At 60.6% G+C, this 25,832-nt stretch carries 18 protein-coding genes; 11 read left to right on the top strand and 7 right to left on the bottom strand.

The annotated features are described in order from the left end of the window. Nucleotides 1-48: 48 nt before the first annotated feature. Genes AC5PZ0_RS00185 through AC5PZ0_RS00200 form a run of 4 tightly spaced genes read left to right on the top strand, consistent with a single transcriptional unit; the run spans nt 49 to nt 9,717 of the window. A complete protein-coding gene (locus AC5PZ0_RS00185; RefSeq protein WP_493854071.1) occupies nt 49-2,478 on the top strand; it encodes a hypothetical protein in 2,430 nt (809 codons plus the stop codon). A 4-nt stretch (nt 2,479-2,482) separates the two neighbouring features. Beyond that, on the top strand, nt 2,483-5,389 hold the full coding sequence (locus AC5PZ0_RS00190; RefSeq protein WP_493854072.1) for a hypothetical protein: 2,907 nt from the start codon (nt 2,483-2,485) through the stop codon (nt 5,387-5,389). Beyond that, nucleotides 5,379-5,873, top strand: a complete 495-nt coding sequence (locus tag AC5PZ0_RS00195) for a hypothetical protein (protein WP_493854073.1) — start codon at nt 5,379-5,381, stop codon at nt 5,871-5,873. Before AC5PZ0_RS00190 ends, AC5PZ0_RS00195 begins: the two co-directional genes overlap by 11 nt. A 37-nt stretch (nt 5,874-5,910) precedes the next feature. Next, complete coding sequence (locus AC5PZ0_RS00200) at nt 5,911-9,717, top strand: RHS repeat domain-containing protein (protein ID WP_493854074.1); 3,807 nt, start codon at nt 5,911-5,913, stop codon at nt 9,715-9,717. A 53-nt stretch (nt 9,718-9,770) separates the two neighbouring features. Here AC5PZ0_RS00200 and AC5PZ0_RS00205 read toward each other — a convergent pair whose 3' ends face one another. The 6 genes from AC5PZ0_RS00205 to AC5PZ0_RS00230 all read right to left on the bottom strand — a co-directional run bounded on the left by AC5PZ0_RS00205 (nt 9,771) and on the right by AC5PZ0_RS00230 (nt 17,959). After that, nucleotides 9,771-10,865, bottom strand: coding sequence for a fimbrial protein (locus AC5PZ0_RS00205; RefSeq protein ID WP_493854075.1), 1,095 nt, complete (start codon nt 10,863-10,865; stop codon nt 9,771-9,773). Between the two features lie 58 nt (nt 10,866-10,923). Continuing rightward, nucleotides 10,924-13,419: a fimbria/pilus outer membrane usher protein gene (locus tag AC5PZ0_RS00210; protein WP_493854378.1), complete on the bottom strand. Its 2,496-nt coding sequence runs from the start codon at nt 13,417-13,419 to the stop codon at nt 10,924-10,926. Between the two features lie 36 nt (nt 13,420-13,455). Next, nucleotides 13,456-14,208 carry a fimbrial biogenesis chaperone gene (locus AC5PZ0_RS00215; RefSeq protein ID WP_493854076.1) on the bottom strand — a complete coding sequence of 251 codons (753 nt, stop codon included), beginning with the start codon at nt 14,206-14,208 and terminating at the stop codon, nt 13,456-13,458. An 84-nt stretch (nt 14,209-14,292) separates the two neighbouring features. Beyond that, entirely contained in the window at nt 14,293-14,835 is a 543-nt protein-coding gene (locus AC5PZ0_RS00220; RefSeq protein WP_493854077.1) for a fimbrial protein, read from the bottom strand. Nucleotides 14,836-15,017: 182 nt separating this feature from the next. Then, the gene (locus AC5PZ0_RS00225) at nt 15,018-15,428 is read right to left on the bottom strand and encodes a PA2817 family protein (RefSeq protein WP_099428616.1); all 411 of its coding nucleotides are present in this window, start codon (nt 15,426-15,428) and stop codon (nt 15,018-15,020) included. Between the two features lie 83 nt (nt 15,429-15,511). Continuing rightward, nucleotides 15,512-17,959, bottom strand: coding sequence for an acyl-CoA dehydrogenase (locus AC5PZ0_RS00230; RefSeq protein WP_493854078.1), 2,448 nt, complete (start codon nt 17,957-17,959; stop codon nt 15,512-15,514). Between the two features lie 283 nt (nt 17,960-18,242). Here AC5PZ0_RS00230 and AC5PZ0_RS00235 point away from each other — a divergent pair, with 283 nt between their 5' ends. The 3 genes from AC5PZ0_RS00235 (at nt 18,243) to AC5PZ0_RS00245 (ending at nt 20,708) form a co-directional block, all read left to right on the top strand. Continuing rightward, the gene (locus tag AC5PZ0_RS00235; protein WP_099453294.1) at nt 18,243-18,866 is read left to right on the top strand and encodes a glutathione S-transferase; all 624 of its coding nucleotides are present in this window, start codon (nt 18,243-18,245) and stop codon (nt 18,864-18,866) included. 133 nt (nt 18,867-18,999) lie between these two features. After that, nucleotides 19,000-19,932 carry an ABC transporter ATP-binding protein gene (locus AC5PZ0_RS00240; protein ID WP_099428619.1) on the top strand — a complete coding sequence of 311 codons (933 nt, stop codon included), beginning with the start codon at nt 19,000-19,002 and terminating at the stop codon, nt 19,930-19,932. Further along, on the top strand, nt 19,929-20,708 hold the full coding sequence (locus AC5PZ0_RS00245; RefSeq protein WP_016500910.1) for an ABC transporter permease: 780 nt from the start codon (nt 19,929-19,931) through the stop codon (nt 20,706-20,708). Before AC5PZ0_RS00240 ends, AC5PZ0_RS00245 begins: the two co-directional genes overlap by 4 nt. Here the strand turns inward: AC5PZ0_RS00245 and AC5PZ0_RS00250 are convergent. After that, a complete protein-coding gene (locus AC5PZ0_RS00250) occupies nt 20,592-21,218 on the bottom strand; it encodes a DUF2062 domain-containing protein (RefSeq protein ID WP_143491078.1) in 627 nt (208 codons plus the stop codon). The genes AC5PZ0_RS00245 and AC5PZ0_RS00250 overlap by 117 nt on opposite strands. A 141-nt stretch (nt 21,219-21,359) precedes the next feature. Between AC5PZ0_RS00250 and AC5PZ0_RS00255 the strand changes: the two genes are divergently transcribed. The 4 genes from AC5PZ0_RS00255 to lpxK all read left to right on the top strand — a co-directional run bounded on the left by AC5PZ0_RS00255 (nt 21,360) and on the right by lpxK (nt 25,832). Further along, the gene (locus AC5PZ0_RS00255; RefSeq protein ID WP_493854079.1) at nt 21,360-23,576 is read left to right on the top strand and encodes a DNA internalization-related competence protein ComEC/Rec2; all 2,217 of its coding nucleotides are present in this window, start codon (nt 21,360-21,362) and stop codon (nt 23,574-23,576) included. A 179-nt stretch (nt 23,577-23,755) separates the two neighbouring features. Beyond that, complete coding sequence (locus tag AC5PZ0_RS00260; protein WP_027596066.1) at nt 23,756-24,391, top strand: MotA/TolQ/ExbB proton channel family protein; 636 nt, start codon at nt 23,756-23,758, stop codon at nt 24,389-24,391. Continuing rightward, the gene (locus tag AC5PZ0_RS00265) at nt 24,388-24,822 is read left to right on the top strand and encodes an ExbD/TolR family protein (protein ID WP_027596067.1); all 435 of its coding nucleotides are present in this window, start codon (nt 24,388-24,390) and stop codon (nt 24,820-24,822) included. Before AC5PZ0_RS00260 ends, AC5PZ0_RS00265 begins: the two co-directional genes overlap by 4 nt. Continuing rightward, nucleotides 24,822-25,832 carry a tetraacyldisaccharide 4'-kinase gene (lpxK, locus tag AC5PZ0_RS00270; RefSeq protein WP_493854080.1) on the top strand — a complete coding sequence of 337 codons (1,011 nt, stop codon included), beginning with the start codon at nt 24,822-24,824 and terminating at the stop codon, nt 25,830-25,832. The genes AC5PZ0_RS00265 and lpxK overlap by 1 nt, the downstream gene beginning before the upstream one ends.

A 25,832-nucleotide genomic window follows, 5' to 3' on the forward strand; every position in this document is an offset into this window, starting at 1 on the left:
GTTCAATCACACGAATGCCTTACAGCATAAATTGAACAGGGCCATATCATGTCTAGTAACTATCTGTCAGTCATCCTGGCATGGATGAAGCAGCACCCCAGCCATATGAATTGGGACCTCACGTTCGCAATGCGTCCCGAGCAGGCCAACGACCTTGTGGAGCTGGCGCACTACAGTCGCGAGAGCAGCGCGCTGGGCGATATCGAAGGCGAGATCGCTGTGCCGGGTAGCGGTATTACCCACGTGCTGACTGGCTACCGCATGGGGCCGCCACGGTTAGGGGATATCGAGGCGGCGTATTCATCGCCCAACGTGCGGCAAACCATCGCACTGGAAGGCGGTATGCACTTTATCATGGACAAGGCCGACGGCCTTCTCGGTGTGGCGATGCACGACCTGCTGGATCCGTTGCAGGTCAAGCAAGAGCTGGCATTGACAGCCAACTCGCAAGGTGTGCAGGCCGACTTGAAAGAGGGTGTGGAGACTGAGCTTGACCTGGGCGGTGGATTGCCCCAGCGGCTGGCTGCCGGGCGCTTTTTCAAGGACTTCGTCAGTGGGCTGGATATCGCCCGTCGAGTCTATCCGTTGGTGGACTTTCAGGCGCTGGCTGGCAATCCGTACCTGCAGGTGCGTGACAGTGCGGTCCGTACACATGTCAGCAAATTAGACGGCAAAGCTGCGATGGTGGTGTTCGCAGGCCTGGAAAATGGCCCGTTGGGCAACTTCCCTACCGAGCAGAACAATTACCCTTTCCTGCTGCCGGATGATCTGTCGCAACCGGTCACCTCCACCCTGCTGCTGTCTTCGCGCTTGTTGCACAGGGCTGCTTACGCTACAGGGCTTGAGGAGATGCTTGAAGGCGGGGTGTTCGAGTCGCACCTGGACGCGGATAAAACGCTAGCGCGTATGGACGCCAAGGCCGGCCAGTTGCGTGTTCACCCCAGCACCTATGAGAGCAACGATTACCAGTTCGAGTGCGATGAGTTCGTTATTCCGGTGGGGGGGGCTGCGCCTTCAGACGCCGCAGGGGGCAACCGTTCCCTCAGCCAGCATGGGCAGGCATGCTGCTGTTGCTGCACTCCCGCCACTGAGAGCGCCCGCGGACAGGCGCCCCAAGGCGCTTTCCAGTCGCCGCTTAGCATTGAGTTCGACCACGATGAAGTTCGCCAGCATTGGCAGTCGTTCTGTACCTTGACACTGCGTTACAGGAGCAAACGCGACAACGTGTGGCAAACCCATACAGCGACCTTCAAGTTCGATCTGCGCACGTTGTTCCACTTGGACAAACCTGCAACGCCAGAGGAAGACGCTGGGTGCATGCTGCTGGGCCATGTGTTGTGGCCTTGGGAGCAGGCAGCCGAGGTAACACCGGTCAATGGCCTACCCGATGGTCTGTCAGCGCAGACGAAACGAGAGATCAATGCGTTCGTCGCCTTCGTCATCAAGCAAGCAGTGCTGGAAGGGTTGGCCAAAAAGCTGACGGCGATGGTGCCGGAGCAGATGAGCAACGGCGTGACGCTGGCCCCTGATCATCGGTTCGTCCCATTCCACTTTGAGCTTCCCGCGGGTATGGCGTTGTTCGCGAACCAGAACAGCGCTGCATTTTTCCGTGTTGTTGACCCACCCGTGGTGATTGCACCCGGCAAGCGCCATACCTTTACCGTCGAACCCGCGCGTGAGGGGCTGGTCTGGAGCCTTGAGGCGTTGCCCGGTGCCCAGGGTGATATTGGGCGGATCGACGCTCAGGGTGAATACCGCGCACCGCCAGCGCATGCGATGGGCGGGCAGCAGGTTCGCGCGCGGGTCATCGCCACGGACCCGTTCACTGGCCAGCGCAGCATGAGCAGGGTTACGGTGTTGCTCGCTGCATTGACCGTCAACCCCTTGATTCGCGTGTGTTACATCGACAATCAGTTGACCCTCACGGCTGGCACGCTGGGTGGGGATTTGAAGTGGTCGGTACTCGACCCCGACGCAGAGGGGCGGGGTTCGGTGCAGCCCAGCGAAGATGGCAAGCGGTGCATTTACACCGCAGGTGGCCTCGTAGATGCCAACCAGACCTATGTGCTTGACCAGATCAAAGTAGAGGACGCTCAAGCGGGCGAGTCTCGCTTGATTCATGTGCTGGTGCGCCAGCGCAGTCCGGAGCTCATCATTGAGGTTGCCCGTACGTTGCCCAATGGCGCCTTGCAGTTGCAGGTGCGGTTGAGCGGGAATGTCATACCCGGTGTGGAACAGATCCTGCCGATTGCGGGTACCGGCGAGATCGATGCCAGTGGCGTCTTCACGCCTCCTGACCCTGACGCCGGTATGCCTTTCGCGCTGATCCTGGCCAAGTTAGCGATACCAGATTACAACCTCATTTTCGAAGGCCATCTGATCCTGCCGCTGCCTTTGTCGCAGTATTTCGATGCCACGCGCCGCGCTGCCATTCCGGCGGGCCTGCGTGTGCGCTCGCAACAGTCTTTCGGAGGGTAATGCCATGTCTAATTCATTGGCGCAGTTGCTTGCACACATGCGTAAGGGGTCGGTGACGCTGGGTTGGGGGGCAGTTGCTGCCTACAGTCGCCAGCGGCTGAACCATTTGCTGGAGCAGCAATACTTGACGCGACTTAAGGAAAACACGTACCTGCCGCCCTACAGTGACTCGCTGCCAGGGCAGGGCGTGGGTGACTCTCTGAGATTACAAGGTCTGGAGTTTGGTTCGCCGTTGCTGTCTTTCGACAGCGCATCGATGAGCGACGCCAAAGCCACGGTGGCCATGAACATTATCAAAGGTACGGTCATTACTACTGGGGCTTTGATCAGCGATATCAAGATTACTGAGGCAGCGGGGTATTGGCTGAAAATGGAGGTAGACCTCGAAACGGTACTCGGTGAGGTAGATCCCTATGGCCGAGTTACGTTGAATCTGGCCAAAGGTGCGTCTTTCAGGACCAACCTGCTGGAGGAGGATGAAAACTTTAACGAGGTGCTTATCAAGGCACTGGAAAGCTGGATGCACGAAAGGCCTGCCCGTTGCGCAATGTTCGATCTTGGGACGGTGGACTTCGAAGGGTACGAACCGCTGACACCCAAGCGTTTCATTCTGCGTACCCAGGCTGCCCCAGGTGCACGCGTGCGTGGTGCGAGCAATCAAGGGGATGGGGCGGTACTGGTATTCATTCGTCTGCGTGACAACACAGTTGACGGGCAGTCACCTGATGACAGTTTTCCGTACCTGCTGCCCGATGGCGACTACTCGGCGACGCTTGTACTGAACAAAGACATGCTCGGCCATGCGTCCGACGAGGGCCTGGAGTTGCTCGCAAGCCTGTTGTTCCCCGAGCTCAATGCGTTTGTAAAAAAAGAAGATCATGTACCGCTGGACCGGGCCGTGTTTGGCAATATCGATCCGCTGCGCACGAGCTTGACGGTTGAACCGGCGCAGCGAGCAGTGATAGCTGCAGGCAAACAGCAGCAGTTCGTGCTGCACGACGGCGAGGGCAAGCCGCTCAGCGCTTCGCGTTGGAGCGCAGTTAGCCCACAAAGCAGTACCCCGGAAGGCCACGGCAAAATCGATAACAATGGCCTGTACACCGCCCCCTCCCAGGAAGACATGGCGGAGGAGATCCAGACCATCATCGTTATCGCTGAGTACGACGAGGGCGACAACACTTACAGCGCTGCAGCCCGTCTCTTGGTTACCTTCGAGGGCTTGTTGGTAACGCCCAGTGCCGTTGCTTTCCGCCCTGCACGTCATGCAGCGGGGGTGGACGTATGGAATGCGGGTGAAGAGCCCGTCGGCTGGGAACTGCTTGAGCCACCTATGGGTGAGTTGGCGACCCTTGGCGACAGGCATGCGCGGTTTTCCCCTCATCGTAGAGCATTGAGACGGATCCTGACTGTGCAGCAGGTACAGGCCGCGGCGAGTGAGCAGAGGAACGCTGCGCTGATCATGGTGAATAGCCAGCCACTGGTGACGCTCGCACCCCCTTTCGTGCCGAAGCTCGCTTATGGTGGCAGTATCCAGCTGAACGACGTCCAACGCATTATGCCTAATGAACCCAGACGTTGGCGGGTGTTGGGCGGCGCTGGCAGCGTGACGCCATCGGGTCAGTTCACCGCATCGGCGCAGCACAAACCGCAAAGCAATGTGGTGGCCTGTGAAGTGGTGCGCAACGGTGTGGTATTCGCCACAGGCTACAGCGTGCTGAAAACGTCCGCACTGCAGGCGCAGGCCAGTTGGAAGTCGCTGCAACGGTTCGACATCACCGTCGGCAAGAGCAGCCAGGGCACACGCGGGATGATTGACTCCAACGGCTATCAGCAGCTGGAGGTGGAAGTTACCGTGGAAACCGACCAGGTGGATGGCAAGGATTACAAACTCAGCCCGGCAGAAATCGCGTCAATGACGCTGTTCGATCGGGCGGGACAGAAAATCCCCAGCCTGTGTGACAACGAGGAAGGCATTGGTTCTGTTTACGGAAGTGTCTGGCGCACCAGCTTGAAAAGAAACATTTTTTTGCTGGGCAACGAAACCAGCCCCGTGGCTGTCGAGACAGCAGCGCAGCCTGTTACCGAACGGGTGCCGGAAAACCGCACCATCAGGCAGATCTTCTACCTGCAGCGGCGTGGAACATCCAGTTCGCAGGTGTTTTACGCGGGCTTTCAGGCCGCGAGTGGCGAGTGGTTCTACTCCAATGACACTTCACACACCAATGCCACCATTGAAGTTCAGGTCCGCACACCGGAGCCTTACAAATCCAGTGATTACACCTTCATTCGCAAGCGCGTGGCGGGCGGGGGCGGGGACCTGGGGGGGGCGGACCCGGAGCATGCAGATTTCGATATGCACCCGATCACCGACGATTACTGGATGCTGGATTACAAGGCGGGAACGTTCTATACCGCCGAGTTTGTAAAGGCTCGGCAAAGTGACAGGGAGCGCGACGTCAATACTTCAATGGTTCGCTGGGAAAGCAGCGCGGGTAACGAAGTGTTCCACAGTTACACGGGGTATTTGTTCCAGAACCAGGGGACGGCGGAACCGCAGAAAGTGTCTTTCGACGGTGGCATGGCAGCGGTGTTGGGGCGACTGGACTTCGAGCGGCCGGTGGCGACGGAATATGAGGCCGGATTGCTGGTGATTGCGAACTTCCGCAATTGGAATCGCTCATTAAGCGATGCACGTGATCTTGACGCATTTGCCAAGATGACCAAGCCGTTGCGTGTGCAGTTACGTGACGCACGGGGCAACCTGCACCTGATTCAAATTGATTATCTGTCGGCCGACACCATTGGTGACCGGAATGTGCTGGTGCACAGCGTGCCTTCACGTCCACGTGCAGAAAACGTTACGACGATTCGCTTGACTGACCGAAGTGCAGGGGGTTGTGATGAAAACTAATGCTCACGTGTTAAGCATGCTGTTTGCGGGCCTTCTTATTGGCGGCGGTGTTGGGCAAACGGTGCAGGCAAGTGAAACGCAGGCCGCAGCAATCATAAAGTTCGCGCAAAGGATGGATGGCGATCAACTCCCTGGCGGCAAACAATGTTCTGTAACCGTGCCGGCTGCAGGGGCGGATGCCAAGCAGTTCAAGATGGACGACTGTGGCAACGACGTGGCGACATTCGTTAAATTCGAAAACGTCCCCTCCAGTACCATTGTGACACTGATGTCTGAGAGGTCATGTTCTTACAGCGGGGATTGGTGGTTCGATGTTCGCGCTATCAAGCATCCCACCTCTTCGCTTTGGTTTGATATTCGTGATCTCAAGGATGCTGTCGATACAATTATCGTGCCGGGTGTCATGAGGACGACGGGTGACTATGATCACGGAAATATTGAGGGGAAGTTGTCCTGTGCGGTTATTCGTTCTCCTCGGAAGTGAATAAAGAAGTTTGATTATGGCTTGAGGGCTACTTAAAATGAGTGCATCAACTTCCGTACATTCCAATGCTTTTAATTTTTCCTCTTACATCGAATCGGGTGTCGACTCGCGCACAGGCCAATACACGGTATCCATCAAGCTGCCTGAGTTGAAAGGTAACGACCTGCAGGGTCCGGACTTCAACCTGGGTTTGTTCTACAGTCCCTTGAACGTTGAAGACTCGGGCTTTGGCAAGGGCTGGAACCTGCAACTCACCCAAGTGCGCAACAATATAGTAACGTTGCGCAGCGGCGAAACGTACAAGATTACCGGTGAGTCCACGGTCACCGGCCGTCTGGAAATGAGTGAGCAGAAACTCAGGCAGTTTGACCTCTACCATGAACCGCCAGGCCAGAATGGTGCCAAGCGTTACCGCGTTGAACACCGTTCTGGCCTGGTCGAAGTGCTGGAGACCATGGGCCCTCAGCAGGCACAGGTCTCTCTGCCCATCGAGTTGCATTCGCCCCTTGGGCATGTGCTCAACCTGACATACGAGCCGGCGCTGGCTAACCATATGCGCTTGCGCACTGTTACCGACGGCACTGAGGAAATCCTCAGGCTCGAGCGGCAAGGCAACAGCCGGGTCGATATTCTCTGTTACCCCTATGGTGGCGATGATGGTAGCCCGCTTGCTCGTTACGTGATGACCCTGAGCCAAAGTGATAACCGAGTCAGCGAGATCATCCTGCCCACCCCCAACCAGGCTCGTTGGCGTTTTACCTATCGTGACGTGCGCGGTTTCTTGTGCCTGAACGAGGTCACGACCCCGTACGGGGGGCACGAGAGCATCTTTTACGACGACTTGGGGCATGAATTTCCACCCAGCGCCGGGCGTGCCAATCTGCCCCGGGTAACCCGCCATGAAACCTCGCCGCGTTTCGAGCAGCCGACGATGGTGGTGAAGTATGAATACCCTGGCGTGAACAATTTCGTCGGGGGCGGCCGTACGATCCCCTGGGATGACGAAGGGCTGGATAATCTCTACAAGGTGGCGAAGGACTATTCCTACCAGACGCGCGAGATACAAGAGTCGAATAACAATCGAACGATTACGCGCACGTTCAATCGTTTTCACTTGCTGGTGTCCCAACAGACCTCTCAAGGTGAGAATGAGCTGGATGTCACCACTGCCTACGGTGAAATTGACGGCTCTTTCGACCAGCAACCGCCTGCCTTCCAGCTTCCGGTCGAGGTAACCAGCCGTTGGACCGGGCCCTTCCAGGAGCCCGGCAAGCCTCCAGTGGAAAAACAGCGGTTGGAAAAGCAGGTCACCAGCTACGATAATCAGGGAAATGTGCTGACCCGCCTGGAACCCAACCAGGTGCTTGAAACCAATGTCTGGTACAGCGCCGAGGAGGAAGGCAAGCCTCACGGTTTCGTGCGCCATTTGAAATCCCGAACCGTACGGCCCGCCCCCAATGGGCAAGGGGCCGCGCCCACCCTGACCCAGCTCTATGCATACAAGCCGCTGGCGCCGCGGGGCAGCTATCTGACGCAACCCTGGTGGCTGGTGGAAAGTGAGAGCATTTTCGAGGCGGGCGGCAAGCCTGATGATTTCATCGAAAAAATCAGTTTCGAATACTATGACGCGTTAACCGCACCCACTTACCAGTACGGACGAGTCAGTACCAGAACCGTGAGTTACCACGGGTCCGAGGCTTACGATACGATCACCCGTTACGCCTACAGTACACCCGTAGCGAAGGCCGTGTTGCAGACCACCGAGACGCTCGAGGGTTTCGATGGGCAAACCAAGGTCATCACCCTGGAGCACGACCTCCAGACCGGTGAGACGGTGCTCAACCGTGACGACAACAACGTCGAGATTCGTTACGAATTTGACGCGCTGCGTAGAGTAACGCGTGAGACCGTTGCTCCGGGCACGGACTTCGAGGCGTACCGGCGTTACAAGTACCACCTGTGCGCTTATGACAATGAACAGGCCCAGCAATGGGCGTACGACGTCAAGGGGGTCGAGACCAGCACGTACTTCGACGGGCTCAGCCGGGCAATTCTAGAAACACGTGAAGACCATGACAGCAAGACGTTCGCGGGGGGCTCGAGGCCGATCTACCGTGCGAAGTACGATCAGCTGGGCCAGTTGAGCGAGGAAACCGAAATCGACTGGCTGGGTGACCAACTGCTGGAGTTGACCAGCACTTACGCCTACGACGACTGGGGCCAGCAGCGGTCCGTCACTGGCCCCGATGGGGTGACGGAGGTTGAGGAAGTCAGCCAGGTGCAAAGCCCCGATGGCCCGGTTCAGCACAACTGGCGTGAACGTGATGGAATACGGCTCAGCGGTATCACGCAGACATGGCACAACCTGTTTGAAAAGCCAGCGAAAATCGAGCGTTTTGCCCTAGATGGAACGACGAGCATCAGTCTGCAGGTCAATGGCTACGACGGGCTTGGACGGCTCAGCAAGGAGGCCAAGGGCAGCGGCACCGGCCAACGGATCGACGAGTATGTATATGACGCCTTTGACCGTTTGCTCGTCCACACATTGGCTGACCGTAATAATCGGGTTTATCGTACGTATGCCAAGCACAGCCGCAACGACCTGCCAGTCAGCATCAAGGTGGGCACTACCGAAGCGAACGCCAAGTTATTGGGCGAGCAGGCGTTCGATGGCCTGGAGCGGCGTATCAGCGCCACGACCGGTGGGCGCCTGCAAACCTTCGAGTACGACCCGGGTGAGCGGCAGCCGCGCTGGGTGACGGCCCCAGATGGCAGGAAGATCGAATACACCTACGTCCCCGTACTGGGCGAGGAGCCCACAACGCGTGTGCTCAGCGGAAAGCCCGCTTCTTACGTATACGATCCCAAGAATGCCAAGCTGACCCATTGTGAAGAACCAGGGGACGCCAGAGACCCCGGGCATAGCATGGACAGAACCTATTTCCTCAGTAACGGCGAGGTCAAGACCGAAACGCGTATTCTGGAGGGTGAAACCTTCAGCATGACCTATGACTACAGCTACCGTCGGCGGATGCGCGCTTATCTGGACGTGCAGGGTCAGAACCAGGTCTATGCATACGATGATTGTGGGCGCCTGGAAAGCACCACGCTGAGTAAACCTGTGCCCACCCCTTCCCGTTACCGAGTGCGCCGCAATCCGCTGGCTGATCAGATACTCTTGTCGGCATCGTTCACCTATGACGATCTTGGGCGTATGGAAAGTACCACCACCCAGGATGTCACTACCGGTCAGCAATTGACCACACGGCTTGAATACGACGAGTTCGACCGGGAAACGCAGCGCACCTTCGACTTTGGCGACATTCTGCAAACGCTGGAGCAGGGGTATGACGAGTTCGATTGCCTGACGCACCGAATACTCAAAGAGCGCCCCAAGGATGCAGACGAAGAGGATGCCAAGCTGTTGCGCCATGAAAAATACGCGTACGACCGGCGCGGTCGGCTGCAGCGTTATGACTGCACCGGCCCTGAGGCGCCGGTCGATCCTTCCGGCAATATCATCGAATGGCAGACGTTCGGTTTCGATGGCTTGGACAACATCACCTCGGTCATTACCAAGAGCCCAGGGGGAACACCGCAGCGGACACTGTACGAGTTCACGAATGTCGACCCGGCGCAATTGAGCAAGATCGTTCCGCCGGCTCCGCAACCCGCTATCGACTTGCATTATGACGCCAATGGCAACCTGATCAGCGATGAGCAGAAACGTGTGCTGGTGTACGACGAGCTCAACCGCCTGATCAGTGTCGAAACCCAGCAAGGGGAGGCCTGTCGTTACCACTACGACCCTGAAAACATCCTGTCGGGTACCACACAGGCTTAGCCGGATTAACCAGGTGAAACCAGGCCGGCCAGAGGGGCCGGCCTTTTTACCCGCTAGCGGTAGCGGATGGTGAAGTTCAATGCGCCCTTGGCCAAGCCAGCACGCAGGTTGCTGCTTGGCTCTGTTTGGTAGAAGCGCGCCTCGAAGTTCAAGGGTACGGTGCCATCTTGTACCGACCTCAGCCCAATTTCGGTATTCAATGGCATCGGCTGGCCGTTGTGAAGCATCTGGATTCCCATCCCTCGGGCGTCGGAATCGCTGGTCAGGCTGAACACATGCTCACCCACAGGCCCAATGGGTTGTGAGCCATCTCGTCCCTCAAGTTCGATGGTCGCAAGGGTTTCGTTGTCCGGGTCGGGGTCGACCTGGCAACTGCTCAGGCGGATCTGGAACGGCGTAGCGGTGGTGGTGTAACCGGCGCCGGTGAAGTCGCTGGTGCTCCATTCACCGAGCTTCACCGGGTTGGCGCTGACCGCGTCGCTGAGGACCTCGCACTGGCTCTGAATGATCGTTGCCCTGAGGGTGTACTCCATTACCTGGCCCATACCTTGGAAGTCGAGGTGGCCGGTAATCAGTTGGCCATCCAGCTGGTGGACGCCAGGGGCCAGGTCGCCGGTCTTCACCAAGGTAACCTCATGAGCGAATCTGAGCAGCGCTACGCCACCTAGCAGCGTAGTTTCGTAATAGGCCGCGAAAGGGACCAGCGGTGGGTTGCTGCCAATCGGAATCCACTGATCGGTGCCTCCATTAAAGGGGCGCCGTACCTTTACGATTGCACCTAAACCAGGAATGTTGGTCCTGAGAACGTGACCGTCCATATTTTGGCCATCAATGGGAGCCATTGGAGGGTGGACGCCGCGGGCTGCTTTCATGTCGAAGTTCATTCGCACACCGTAGCTGAAACACCTCAAGCTCAAATTATTCTGGTCGCTTGTTTGCTCGTAGGCGTCAGCGGGGCCGATTAGCGTGCCGACTCGCGCGTCCCGTGGCACGTACAACGTACCCATGTCGCGGACGAATACCTTGAGCAAGTTGCTCTTGAGCGGCCCGAATTCGCAGCGGGTGTCCGCGCTGGCCATGGCCTCGGCCGCCGGCCATGTCATTGCGGCCAGCAATGCCAGGCGCAAGGTTGTTTTGATGTTTTTCATAGATGTCCTGGAGCTCCCAGCGCGGCAGAATGCGAGGGCCGCATTGCGAGCTTGGTCGCTAAATACAGGGCAGGGTTTGCAGGCGATAGCCGTCAACGGGCGGCGTGGCGTCTGAGTCGATGGCCAGCTGGCAGCTGTTGTCCGGCCGGTCACCCCAGCTCACCTGCAACGGGCGATCGGAGGCCTGATGCGTGAGCATTACTTGGCCGGCTTGGCCTACCATGCCGAGCAGTTCGCCTTGCTGGTCTTTTACCTGGGCCCCGAAAGGCAGTGGCTGGCCACTGGCGTCGTGCAGGGTCAGGACCATCCGCGAGACATGGCGTGCTTCGAAGCGGCTTTTTACGATCGCGCCTCGGCGGGGGACCACCTGTGCTGCGCCGTTTTCGATCTCCACGTCAGGCCCCAGCCGGTCGATATCCAGTACAACCGCGTTGGTCCTGTAGGGTTGCAGGTAAGGCAGCAGCGCATACCCACGCGCGTTGGTGCGCGTGCCGGGTACGTTGTGCAGGCCCACATCGGCCACACCCGGCACTTCGATCAGGGCCGCGGTATCTCCCAAGTAGGGGCCGAACTCGACGCCGTCAGCGTGCAGCAGCACGGCCCCACTGGCATTCAACGACAGATTGCGATAGTCCTCAGCTTCGGTAAAACCACCCGCCAACGTTGCATAGGGGGCCTGATAGCCAAGCGACAGTGCCGCAGTCCGGCGATTGCTTTCGTCCTCGCTCAGGCTGGCGCTGTAGCTCAGCGCTCGCTCGGCGATGCCGCCACCGAGGGAGGCGCGTTGGCTAAGGCCCCGGGCATTGTGTTGCATATCGAAGGTGGCATTGGCGCGGTGACCGAACTGCAACGGCAACGATATGCTCAAGCCGAATTGACGATCGCTGCCATATCGGTCGGTCAACGACTGAGAGGCAAACAGGTTGTAGTTTACGCCGCGGTGATGCGTGCTGAAGTTGAACTGGTATTGACGCTGGGTATCGCTGCGCTGCCAGTAATCCTGCTGAGACAGGGTAAGGGTGAGCGAGCTGTTCTTGCCCATGCTCTGGTGGACCGATGCCTCCAGGCGGCTGCGGCTACTGCCGGTATACCCTGATGCCTGGCTGCGCTGGCGCACGGCTTCATCGAAGTCGCGGTAACCCTCAGTCGAATAACGGTAGCCGGCAAATCGCAGATTGGTCTGGCTGGTGAAGGCTTTACCGTATTTCAGGGCATAACTCGTACCCTGTACGTCACGCTCATGTGGGGTGTCGACCTCGCTGAACGATTGCGTCAAATCGAAAGCCAAGGCACCCAGGCTACCCAGATCCTTACTGATGCCCAGGCTGCCCGCCCGGTAGTAGTCGCTGGCCATCAACCCGCCGTAGAGCGTCGTGTTCCAGTGGCTGCCCATGGCCAAGGTGCCTTGCCAGAGCAAGGGGGTGTCTACATCACTGGAAGGGTTATAGCGCCCAACCGTCGCACTGTAACGCCAAACACCCGGCCTCAGCAGGTTGCTGATGGTCGAAAAGGGCTGAATGAAGCGCCGGACCTGGCCGTCTGACTCGGTCAGAACAATTTCCAGTTCGCCGCTGCCCGAAGTACTGAGGTCGTCAATGGCGTAAGGGCCAGCGCTGACATACGTGGAATAAATTGAATAGCCGTTCTGCCAGACCTCAAGCTTCGCTCGGCTCTGCGCGACACCACGGATGACAGGGGCATAGCCCCGTTGATTGTCGCCGAGCATGCTCATGTCCGATGCCACGCGTATGCCAGAGATGGGAATGCCGCGGAATATATCGCTGTCGGTGAATGTTTCCCCGACTGTTAGGTTGGCGCGGGTCCCGGGGATATCGCGTTGCGCGTAAGTCTGGGCCCTGGTCCATTCACGGTTACCCTGTTGGTCCTGACGCCAGGACTGAGTGCTGCGCAAGCGCCATTCGCCAAGGTTGACGCCGCTGTTCAAGTGCAGGTCGTCACTGCTGTAATTGCCCGTGTAACGGCTGCGGCCTTGCAGGGTGGAGGCTTGATAGCTGACGAAGGCAGCGTTGATACCGCTGTCCCAGTGCGCGGGGTCGGCCTGGCCGCTGGCGTCTCGGCGCATGGCGATTTGCGGAATCGAAATGGCCACCCGCAATTCGCTGGCCCTGAAGTCGATTTGCGCGCCGGGGACAACAGCCTTCAGGTCCAGGCAGGCGCGATGCTGATCCTCGATGTTGGCCAGTGCATCAAGTCGCAAACCCCATTCACCCAGCAACTTGGCGGGCAGGCAAGGTTGCAGCTCACCCTCGGCGGTAGGCTGGAAATCCAGTTCGTGCTCGCCCTGTGGTTCAAGGTTGACGTGCACGCTCACCCGGTAGAGGCCTGGTGCAAGGTCCTGGTCGCGGGTCAACATGCCCAATGACCAGGCGCCTACGTCTTCGGATTGGCCCGGCACCTGGCGAAGAAAGCCGCTCTGGAAGCCGGTCTCCGCTTTAACAGTGGGCACCAGTATCAATGCCGAGCTACCTAGCAGGCACAGCAATGCGCCGCGCTGATGGCGTGACGCACGCCAGCGTGATAAGGGGAGGAACATCATGACGATTCCTTGCGACTTGCGTGGTGGCTGGCTCTAGTTAGGCAGGTGGATCGGCAGCGTCAGAGGCTCGGTGTAACCGCCATAGTCATTGATGACGGAAAACTGTGCCTGCAAGCCTGGAGCGGGCTTGATTCCCGTGAGCGGGTAGGCATGCTCGGCGAAGGGTTCCAGCATGTCGGTGTTGTTCAAGGTGTGCTGCTGCCCCTGGCCGCTGACCTCGAGTCGAACGAAGGTGATGTGAAACGGCGATGGGTTGCGAACCAGCAAAGAGTGGGTGCCATTTTTCTCGCTCAGCGAGAACACCAGAGACTTCAACTGGCCCGCGGGCGTGCCCTTCAGCGCTGGCGGCCGATAGAACAGTTTGATTCGCGTGCGCAGGGCGATATTGAGTTGGTTGCCGGGCTCGGTGCTGGCTTGGGGGATTTCTTGCAAATTGAAAAAAAACAGTGACTCGCGGTCATTCGGTAATGTGTGGGGTAAACCGCTTATTTGGATAAGTTGTTCGTTGGCCGCGCTGAGTTTGAATAAGATGGGCGAGATGGCGAACGGAACAGCCGTGGTGGTGTCATCCGCGACGGTATTGATCCAGGTTTGTACCGCGTACGTACTCTTGGACGGGTTTTTCACGATGACGGACGTGCTTCGCTTATCGCCATTGAAAACAATGCGGGTATTATTCAATGTCAAAGCGGCCTGGCTGATGGCAGGGGCGGCGAGCATGCTTATGGCCAGGGAAATACAAGCGGCAAAACGTAAGCCAGCCGTGAATCTGAGTGGATTGATCATAACGGTTACCCATTGCACCCAGGCGTATCATCAACGCCTGGATGGTTTAGCGAGGTGCGCAAGGCACCGGGTGACACGCGTTGCTTACTTATAAGCAACCGAATAGCGGACGTGAGCCGATGCTGGGCCTGCGGTTACCGTAGCGGCGGTGGAGCGGTAGTAGGCATCAAACTTCAGGTCGGTGGGCCCAATGGCGTTGAGTGCATAGTCAACCGACGTTCCGCCAGGCGCGACCGATGCCTTGCTGCTGTCGCGGATCACGATCGAGACACCCGTGGCGGCGCCGCTCACAGGGTTGACCTTGAAGTAGCTTCCGCTGCCGTCCGCGTCACCGTTGAAGGTGACATTCGCATTGTTTTCGGTAACGCCGCAGCTACCTTTATCCGGTACGCGGACGGCAAAAGTGGCACCACGTACTTCGGTGCCGGCGGCGCCACCGAACCTGCCCAGCGGGACGTCACCCATTGCAACCCGATTGTCCACGCTACCATCGCCTGGGTTAACAATTTCGATCGGGCATGTTTCAGCAGTGATGCTGCCTTCGAAGAAAACGGAACTGGCGAAGGCGGAGCTGCCCATCAAGCTGGCAAAGAGGCCTAGGGGGAGTGCGATTAGTTTGCGTTTCATACTGTGGCTCATGGTTGAAGGGGTTAGTGAGGGTGAGGAAATTGCACGAAGCGTGCCTGTAACGCCTCGACGCAAATACTAACGGCCATGAGTTTTGCAGGATGTAGGAATAAACTAATTGATTGTAGGATTTTTAACGGAGCGCCTTGATGCAAAGCAAGGCGCTGGGGAGGTGTTTCAGTTTAGTGGGTACTGCCTTTGTCAGTTTGACTCAGTCGTTGCTTTTCCAAGTGCCAGTCGAATGGCTCACCCTCTTGCTCAGCTTCATGGCGGCGCTCTTCCAGTTGCTGGTAGAGGTCGAGTTCATCGTCGGGCATGAAGTGCAGGCAATCACCACCAAAGAACCACAACAAATCGCGTGGCACGAGGTGAGCAATTTGCGGATAACGCTGGATCACTTGGCAGAGCAGGTCCTGGCCGAGGTACTGGCTTTCCAGCGGGTTCTGGGGCAGCAGGGTGAGCAGTTCGTCGAAACGCTCGAGGAATAGGGCGTGGCTTTCTTCCGGCACCTGCTCGGCTTCACCGAGGGCAGCCAGGATGGTGCGCAGGTGTTGCAGCAGTTGCAGGTGATACTCCAGGTGCGGGTTGGCCATGAAAGGGTCCTCGGTGTGTCTGAAAAACGGGGCCGGAGTATACGCTGGCAGGGACCGCTGTGCGGCCCCTTTTGCGCGACCGTTCAACGTACCTTGCCGGTTGTAGGCCCCAGCTGCTCCTTATCGAAAGCATCGACATCGATCACTGCGCGCCGAGCCTGTTCCGCGGCATGAAGGCGCTGTGCCTCAGCAGGCTGCAGTGCGCCAGCCTCGACAGCAGCATCGATAGCCGATTGCCCTGCGGCCGGTTTTACTCTGCCTTCCTTCAGGGCCTGATGCAGTGCCTTGTGCAAAGGTGCGGCGTCATCCAGTAAGTCGCTCGCACGCTGCAGCGCAGCGACCGGATCACCCTCAGCTTGTGGTCGATAACACCCAGCCAGCAGTTCTTCCAGCGCCGGGTCACCCTGCTGCCGGCCAATCAGTTCCGCCACTTCGGCGTCCAGTTCATCGCTGGGGCCGGTGTGGCAGCGGCCGAAGGGGAAGACCAGCACGCGCAGGGTGCAGCCGACGAAGCGGTTGGGGAAGTTGTCGAGAAGCCGGTCGAGCGCCTGCTCGGCCTTGCCCAGGCTCTCTTCCATAGCCCAGCGCAGAAGAGGTTGCATGTGCTCCGGCGAGCCGAGGTCGTGATACCGCTTGAGTGCCGCGCTGGACAGATACAGGTAGCTCAGCACGTCACCCAGGCGAGCGCTCAGGCGCTCGCGGCGCTTGAGTGCACCGCCCAGCAGCATCATCGACAAATCTGCCAGCAGAGCAAAAGCTGCAGCCTGGCGATTCAAGGCACGGAAATAGCCCTGGCTCAAGGCATCGCCTGGCACCCGTTCGAGGCGCCCCAGCCCCAGGCCGAGCACGATGGTGCTGGCGGCGTTGCCGGCAGCGAACATGATGTGCTTCATTAGCAGCTCATCGAACTCGACCAGCGCCTGCTCACGGTCTTCGCGGCCGGCCAGCGCCATTTCCTTGAGCACGAACGGGTGACAGCGAATGGCGCCTTGGCCAAAGATCATCAGGTTGCGCGAGAGGATGTTGGCCCCCTCGACGGTGATGAAGATCGGCGCACCCTGCCAATTGCGCCCCAGGTAGTTGTTCGGGCCCATGATGATGCCCTTGCCGCCGTGCACGTCCATGGCGTGCTGGATGCACTCGCGGCCACGTTCGGTCAGGTGATACTTGAGGATCGCCGACAGCACCGAAGGTTTTTCGCCCAGGTCCACTGCTTTGGCGGTCAGCAATCGGGCGCTGTCCATCAGCCAGGCATTGCCGCCAATGCGCGCCAAGGACTCCTGGATGCCTTCGAAGGCTGCCAGCGGCACGTTGAACTGTTCGCGGATATTGGCGTACTGGCCCGTCACCAGGCTGGTGTACTTGGCGGCACCAGTGCCCACTGCTGGCAGCGAGATGGAGCGGCCCACCGACAGGCAGTTCATCAGCATCATCCAGCCCTTGCCGAGCATGGCCTGGCCGCCGATCAGCATGTCTAGCGGGACGAACACGTCCTTGCCGCTGTTGGGGCCGTTCATGAAGGCGGCGCCGAGCGGCAGGTGGCGCTTGCCGATCTCCACGCCCGGAGTGTCGGTAGGAATCAGCGCCAGGCTGATGCCCAAGTCCTCTTCGTCGCCCAGCAAGTGCTCTGGGTCGTAGGCCTTGAACGCGAGGCCGAGCAGGGTCGCGACCGGGCCGAGGGTGATGTAGCGTTTTTCCCAGTTCAGGCGCAGCCCGATGACTTCTTCGCCTTGCCAATGGCCTTTGCAGATGATGCCGGTATCCGGCATGGCGCCGGCATCCGAGCCCGCCAGTGGGCCGGTCAGGGCGAAGCAGGGGATCTCGTCGCCGCGCGCCAGGCGCGGCAGGTAGTGGCTGCGTTGTTCATCGGTGCCGTAGTGCAGCAGCAGTTCGGCCGGGCCGAGCGAGTTGGGCACCATCACCGTGGACGCCAGGTCACCACTGCGGGTGGCCAGTTTCATGGCTACTTGAGAGTGGGCGTAGGCGGAAAAGCCCTTGCCGCCGTATTCCTTGGGGATGATCAGGGCGAAGAAGCCCTGCGCTTTGATGTGCGCCCAGGCTTCAGGGGGCAGATCCATGTCCTGGCCGATCTGCCAGTCGCTGACCATGGCGCACAATTCTTCAGTGGGGCCGTCGATGAAGGCCTGTTCTTCTTCAGTCAGTTTCGGCGCCGGGTAGGCCAGCAAGGTGCGCCAGTCGGGGCGGCCGCTGAACAGTTCGCCATCCCACCAGACGGTGCCGGCGTCGATGGCTTCTCGCTCGGTCTGCGACATGGGCGGCAGGGTATGCTGGAACCACTTGAACACCGGGCCGGTGAACACCTTGCGTCGCCATTGTGGCAGGGCCACCAAGGCGATTTTCACGGCCAGCACGACCCACAGCAGGGCCAGCAGCCAGCCGGGTGCGCTGCTGAAAATACCCATCAGCAGCACGTAGGCCGCCATGATGCCCAGTATCTGCAAGGGCGCCAGGCGCCGATGCGTGAGGTATGCCGCGCCGATCACCAGTACCACCAACCACAACAGCAACATAATCGGTCCTCCTTGGAACCAAGGGCTTGAGCCGTCCCAGACAGCTTAGACGCAACGCTGTGAACGGCCTGTTCAGAACAGTGACAGGGTGTGGCGGTGGGAGTTTCAGATCATTGTTGGCCTGTGCCGGCCCTTTCGCGGGCAAGCCCGCTCACACAGGGTTACCCGTGGCTTGAAGATTGGGGTGCTTCCTGTGAGAGCGGGCTTGCCCGCGAAGAGGCCAGTACAGGCAATAAGACTCTGGAGTAGACTGGACCACCTCCGCATTTATAAGGACGTTGCCATGCTGAAGATCTGGGGCCGCAAGAATTCGAGCAATGTGCGCAAGGCGCTGTGGATCGCCCACGAGCTGGGCCTTGATTTCGAATCCATCGACGCCGGCGGCGCCTTCGGCGTGGTCAACGAGCCGCATTACCGCGCCCGCAACCCCAACGGCCTGGTGCCGATGCTCGAAGACGGCGACCTGACGCTGTGGGAGTCCAACACCATCGTCCGCTACCTGTGCGCCGAGTATGGTGCCGAGCAGGGCTGGTACCTGGAAGACCCGCGCCAGCGCGCCTTGGCCGACAAGTGGATGGACTGGACCACCTCGTCCTTCGCTACCCCCTTCCGCCCGCTGTTCTGGGGCCTGCTGCGCACGCCGGAAGACCAGCGCGACTGGGTCGCGATCAACGCCGCGCACAAGCAGTGCGCGCAATTGCTGGCCATCGCCGACGAAACCCTGGCCCAGCAGCCGTACCTGTCCGGTGACCAGATCGGCATGGGCGACATCCCACTGGGTAGCTTCATCTACGCCTGGTTCGAAATGCCTATCGAGCGCCCGGCCATGTATCACCTGGAGGCCTGGTACGCGCGCCTGAAGCAGCGCCCGGCCTACCAGGCGGCGGTGATGACCGCGCTGACTTGAACCTGCCTCGATAGTCATTATCAATACATGTGACTGTACTTGTGTGGCCGGGCCTTGCACCATGGCCGCACTCACTGCGCCAGTGACTTTGCCTGGCGTGTCCTGAACCTTTTTTTTCGGTAAATGGCCCGCTATGAGTTCCGCCCTGTCCATTCGACAGCTGACCAAGACCTACGGTAATGGCTTCCAGGCCCTCAAGGGCATCGACCTGGACGTTGCCGAAGGCGACTTCTTCGCCTTGCTCGGCCCCAACGGCGCCGGCAAATCCACCACCATCGGTATTCTTTCGACCCTGGTCAACAAGACCAGCGGCACGGTGAACGTATTCGGCCACGACCTGGACCGCGAGCCCTCGGCGCTCAAGCGCTGCCTGGGCGTGGTGCCGCAAGAGTTCAACTTCAACCAGTTCGAGAAGGTGTTCGACATCGTCGTCACCCAGGCAGGCTACTACGGCATCCCGCCAAAGCTTGCCAAGGAGCGCGCCGAGCAGTACCTGACCCAGCTGGGGCTGTGGGACAAGCGTGACGTGCCTTCCCGCTCGTTGTCGGGTGGCATGAAGCGCCGCCTGATGATCGCCCGTGCCTTGATCCACGAACCGCGCCTGCTGATTCTCGACGAGCCCACCGCGGGTGTGGACATCGAGCTGCGCCGTTCGATGTGGAGCTTCCTCACCGAGCTCAACCAGAAGGGCATCACCATCATCCTGACCACGCACTACCTCGAAGAGGCCGAGCAGCTGTGCCGCAACATCGGCATCATCGACCACGGCACCATCGTCGAGAACACCAGCATGCGCCAATTGCTGGGCAAGCTGCATGTCGAGACCTTCGTCCTCGACATCAAGCAGGACCTGGCCTCGGCGCCTGTGCTGCAAGGCTACCCGTGCCGGCTGCTGACCCCGCACACCCTGGAAGTGCAGGTGGACAAAGACATCGGCATCACCGCGCTGTTCGGCCAGCTGGCGCTGCAGAACATCGAGGTGCAAAGCCTGCGTAACAAAACCAATCGACTCGAGGAGCTGTTCGTGTCCCTGGTGGAAAAAAACCTGTCGAAGGTGGCCGTATGAGTGTGGAACTGCGCACCAACTGGGTGGCCCTCAACACCATCGTCTACCGCGAAGTACGGCGCTTTTTACGCATCTGGCCGCAGACCCTGCTGCCGCCAGCGATCACCATGGTCCTGTACTTCGTCATTTTCGGTAACCTGATCGGCCGGCAGATCGGCGACATGGGCGGCTTCACCTACATGCAGTACATCGTGCCGGGGCTGATCATGATGTCGGTGATCACCAACTCCTACGGTAACGTGGTGTCGAGCTTCTTCGGCAGCAAGTTCCAGCGCTCCATCGAGGAGCTGATGGTGTCCCCTGTGTCGCCACACACCATTCTCGTGGGGTATGTGCTGGGTGGCGTGCTGCGTGGCTTGGCGGTCGGGGTGATCGTCACCATCCTGTCGATGTTCTTCACCGACCTGCAGGTGCACCACCTGGGTGTGACCGTGGTCGTGGTACTGCTGACGGCAACCATCTTCTCGTTACTGGGCTTCGTCAACGCGGTGTTCGCGCGCAACTTCGACGATATCTCGATCATCCCGACCTTCGTGCTGACGCCGCTGACTTACCTGGGCGGGGTGTTCTACTCGATCAACCTGCTGCCGCCGTTCTGGCAGACCGTGTCACTGGCCAACCCGGTGCTGCACATGGTCAACTCGTTCCGCTACGGCATCCTAGGGGTGTCGGATATCAGTATCGGGACGGCGATCACCTTTATGTTGGTGGCTACCGCAGTGCTGTACACCCTGTGCATCCGCCTGCTGGTCAGCGGCCGCGGCATGCGCGCCTGAGCCTTTGAGTTTGCGCCGGCGCCACTGCCGGCCCACCCACCAACGCCAGTACAGCAAGGTGCTGAAGTAGGCGAGGATGCCCAGCACCACGCCACACACCACCGAGCCGAGCAGGAAGGGTTGCCACAGGGTCGACAGCTGGTCGGTGATCCATTCGAAGGTCAGGTCGTCGGGCAGGGTGCGCGGCGGTATCTGCAGCAGCCAGGCGCCGGTCATGTAGGTGACGAAGAACACCGGTGGCATGGTCAGCGGGTTGGTCAGCCACACCAGGCTGACCGCGATCGGCAGGTTGCCGCGCACCGGGATCGCCAGCGCAGCGGCCAGCAGCATCTGCATGGGGATGGGGATCAGCGCCGCAAACAGGCCCACGCCCATGGCCCGGGCCACCGAGTGCCGGTTCAGGTGCCAGAGGTTCGGGTCGTGCAGCAACGTGCCGAAAAAGCGTAAGGACTTGTGTTCCCGAATGCTGGTCGGATCCGGCATGTAGCGTTTGAAAAGTCGGCGCGGCATGTAGGCTCCCGGGGCGTTGATCGGGGCAGTATGCCTTGATTCCTTAACGGCCTCGTTTAGAGTTTGTGACAATTGTTGAGCAAGCTTTGCCGGCATTTGCGCTATGCCTGAGAAGGTCATTTCGCAGCGGAGCTCTACCTCATGCGCACAGGGATGTTTGCGCTCGCGCTCGGGCTGCTCTGCCTGGGCTTTCTCCCCGTATTGCCATCGGTCGGATGGCTACTTCTGCTGTTTGTCGGTGGTGTTGCCAGCCTGTTCACGCGGTTTTGGCCAGTGGGCTGTTTTCTGTTGGGCTTGTGCTGGGCGTGCGGATCGGCCCAGCGAGCGCTGGATGATCGACTCGCGCCTGAACTGGATGGCCGCACGTTGTGGCTGGAGGGCAAGGTTGTCGGGCTGCCGAGCCGTACCGCGCATGGCGTGCGCTTCGAACTGGAGCAGCCCCACTCACGGCGTGGCGAACTGCCGCGGCGCTTGAAACTGAGCTGGTTCAACGGGCCGGCTGTGCGTGCGGGCGAACAGTGGCGGTTGGCAGTGACCCTGCAGCGGCCTGCCGGGCTGCTCAACCCCCATGGGCCTGATCGAGAGGCGCAGTTGCTGGCTCGGCGGGTCGGGGCTACCGGCACGGTCAAGGCTGGGCAGGTATTGAGCGCTGTCGCGGGCAGCTGGCGAGACCAACTGCGGCAACGGTTGTTGGCGGTCGAGGCCAATGGGCGGCAAGCGGCGTTGGTGGCCTTGGTGCTGGGCGACGGTGCGGGCCTGGCCCGCGAGGACTGGCAGACGCTGCAGGCCACAGGCACGGTGCACCTGCTGGTGATTTCCGGGCAGCACATCGGCCTGGTGGCGGGTTTGCTCTATGGCCTGGTTGCCGGGTTGGCACGCTGGGGCCTGTGGCCCGCGCGGCTGCCCTGGCTGCCCTCGGCCTGCGGCCTGGCGATGGCCGCTGCGCTGGCCTACGGCTGGCTTGCCGGTGGCGGTGTGCCGGTGCAGCGGGCCTGCCTGATGCTGGCGGTAGTGTTGCTTTGGCGTCTGCGCTTTCGTCACCTTGGCGCAATGCTGCCATTGCTGCTGGCGCTGGTCGCGGTGCTGTTGTTCGAACCCTTGGCGGCGCTGTTGCCGGGGTTCTGGCTGTCGTTTGCCGCTGTGGCGACCTTGATCTACTGCTTCAGTGCCCGCTTGGGCGGCTGGCGGCCCTGGCAGGCCTGGACGCGTGCGCAGTGGGTGATCGCCATCGGCTTGCTGCCGGTGCTGCTGGCCACTGGCTTGCCAGTGAGCCTGAGTGCGCCCCTGGCCAACTTGCTGGCGGTGCCGTGGGTCAGCCTTGCTGTGTTGCCGTTGGCTTTGCTGGGCACGCTGCTGTTGCCTGTGGCGGGCGCCGGCGAAGCGTTGCTGTGGCTGGCTGGGGGCTTGCTGGAGGTGCTGTTCAGGGTCTTGGCCCTGGCCGCGAGCTGGCGCCCGGCGTGGGTGCCGCCAGCCTTGCCGCTGTGGGCTTGGTTAGTGGTGTGCCTGGGTGCGTTGCTGGTGCTGCTACCCCGTGGCGTGCCCTTGCGGGGGGTGGGCGGCCTCATGCTGCTGGCGTTATGGGTGCCCCGCGAGTCGGTGCCCTTGGGGCAGGTAGAAGTCTGGCAGTTGGACGTCGGCCAGGGGCTCGCGGTGCTGCTGCGTACCCGCCATCACAGCTTGCTCTACGATGCGGGGCCAGCAAAAGGGGAGTACGACGCGGGGGAGCGGGTGGTGCTGCCGACCCTGCGCAAGCTGGGCGTAAGCCACTTGGATGCGATGCTGATCAGCCACGCCCATGCCGACCATGCCGGGGGCGCGCTGGCCATTGCGCAGGGCATCCCGGTCAAGCGGGTGCTCGGTGGCGAGGGGCTGGAGGGCCTTGGGCTGCAGCCGTGTGTCACGGGTGAGCAATGGGAGTGGGATGGCGTGCGTTTTTCCCTGTGGCATTGGGCTGAAGGGCAGAGCAGCAACGACCGCTCATGCGTGCTGCTGGTCGAGGCGCAAGGGGAGCGCTTGCTGTTGGCTGGCGATTTGGAAGCCGCTGCCGAACGGGCCTGGCTGGCATCCACTGAAACACCCCGCATCGATTGGCTGCAGTCCCCGCACCATGGCAGTCGCAGCTCGTCCACCGAGGCATTCATCCGCGCCACGGCGCCACGTGGGGTGCTGATTTCGCGGGGGCGCAACAATGGTTTTGGGCATCCGCATGCCCAGGTGCTCGAGCGCTATCGGCGGCATGGGCTGGCGATTCATGATACAGCGGTGGAGGGCGCGTTGCGCTTGGTGCTGGGGGGGCAGGGTGACGTTGAGGGTGTGCGGGGGCAGCGGCGCTTCTGGCGTGAAGCCGGCAGTGGCTGATCGGGCCCTTTCGCGGGCAAGCCCGCTCCCACAGGTGCAGCACTCCTTTCAGGTTTGGTGCTGTATCTGGACTGCCCCCAAGGCGGTAAGTGGGTCCGGCCAATTCCCTGACCTTCGGCAGATGAGCCCCCGGCGGTCCTATGGTAGAGTGGCGGCCTTTTTCCGAAGGGGCGTTTACTGTGTGGGAATTGGTCAAGTCCGGTGGTTGGATGATGCTGCCGATCATTCTGAGTTCCATCGTTGCCATGGCTATCGTCGTCGAGCGCCTGTGGACCCTGCGCGCCAGTCGCGTGACCCCGCCACACCTGCTAGGCCAGGTCTGGATGTGGATCAAGGACAAGCAACTCACCAGTGACAAGCTCAAGGCCCTGCGCGCCGATTCGCCGCTGGGCGAAATCCTTGCCGCAGGCCTTGCCAACTCGCGCCATGGCCGCGAAATCATGAAAGAGTGCATCGAGGAGGCCGCATCGCGCGTCATCCACGAGTTGGAGCGCTACATCAGCACCCTCGGCACCATTGCCGCGATGGCCCCGTTGCTGGGCCTGCTGGGCACCGTGCTGGGCATGATCGACATTTTCAGCGCCTTCATGGGCTCGCAGATGACTGCCAACGCTGCCGTATTGGCCGGGGGTATTTCCAAGGCCCTGGTCACCACCGCAGCCGGCTTGATGATCGGTATCCCGGCGGTGTTCTTCCACCGTTTCCTGCTGCGCCGCATCGATGAGCTGGTGGTTGGCATGGAACAAGAGGCGATCAAACTGGTGGAAGTGATCCAGGGCGACCGTGAAGTCGAAGTGGCCGGAGGCAAGGCGTGAAGTTTCGGCGCAACCGCCAGCGGGAAAACGTCGACATCAACCTGGCGTCGCTGATCGACGTGGTGTTCGTCCTGTTGCTGTTCTTCGTGGTCACCACCACCTTCACCCGCGAGACGCAACTGCGCGTCGAACTGCCCGAGGCCGCCAGCGCCGAGCAGCCGCCGGCCGATGAGCGCAAGCTGGTGGAAGTCACCATCAGCGCCGAGGGCGTGTATTCGGTCAACAACAACCTGCTGCCCAAAAGCGACCTGGCCACCTTGAGCGAGGCCATCGAGCGTGAGTCGGGCGGTGATCACACGTTACCGCTGGCGATCAGCGCCGACGGCAAGACACCGCACCAGGCCGTGGTGACCGCGATGGATGCGGCCGGCAAGCTCGGTTTCAGCCAGTTGCGCATGACCACCGTCGAGGCAGCCCAGGGGACGCCTTGATGGCCTTTGCCGACCGTTTGCTCGCCGCCTGGTACGCCGGGCACCCGGCCCTGGCGCTGCTGCGCCCGCTTGAAGCCCTGTACCGCCGCGTGGTGACGCGCAAGCGTGCGCGGTTTCTCAGTGGCGAAAGTGCCAGCTACCGCGCGCCGGTGCCGGTGATCGTGGTGGGCAACATTACCGTGGGTGGCACTGGCAAGACGCCGATGATCCTCTGGCTGATCGAGCATTGCCGCCGGCAGGGGCTCAAGGTCGGTGTGGTCAGCCGCGGTTATGGCGCCAAGCCAGTTCACCTGCCTTGGCGCGTTGAGGCCGACCAGGCTGCCGACCAGGCTGGTGACGAGCCGCTGTTGATCGTCCAGCGCACGGGCGTACCGTTGATGATCGACCCCGATCGGTCGCGCGCGGTGCAGGCGCTACTGGTCAGTGAGCCGCTTGACCTGGTCCTGTGCGATGACGGCATGCAGCACTACCGCCTGGCGCGAGACCTGGAGCTGGTGCTGATCGACGCCGCCCGTGGCCTGGGTAATGGCCGCTGCCTGCCCGCCGGGCCGCTGCGCGAGCCGGCCGAGCGCCTGCAAGAAGCCGACGCGGTGCTGTTCAACGGTGCCCGCGACGACTCACCCGCGGGCTTTGCCTTCAGCTTGCAGCCCTCGGCACTGGTCAATGTGCGCAGCGGTGAGCGGCGTGGCGTGGATCTGTTCCCGCCTGGCCAGCGCCTGCACGCGGTGGCGGGCATCGGTAACCCGCAACGTTTCTTCAATACCCTGCAAGGGCTAAACTGGCAGCCGGTGCCGCACCCGTTCGCCGATCACGCGCAGTTCAGCGCCGAGCGCCTGTCGTTCACGCCGCCGTTGCCGTTGGTGATGACCGAGAAAGATGCGGTCAAATGCCGTGCCTTCGCCGCTGACGACTGGTGGTACCTGGCCGTCGAGGCGCAGCCGTCGCCTGCCTTCAGCGCCTGGTTCGACAGCCAGTTGCAGCGCCTGCTGCCTGGGCATCCAACGCCCTGA

The organism is Pseudomonas sp. 5.2 (assembly GCF_059025405.1).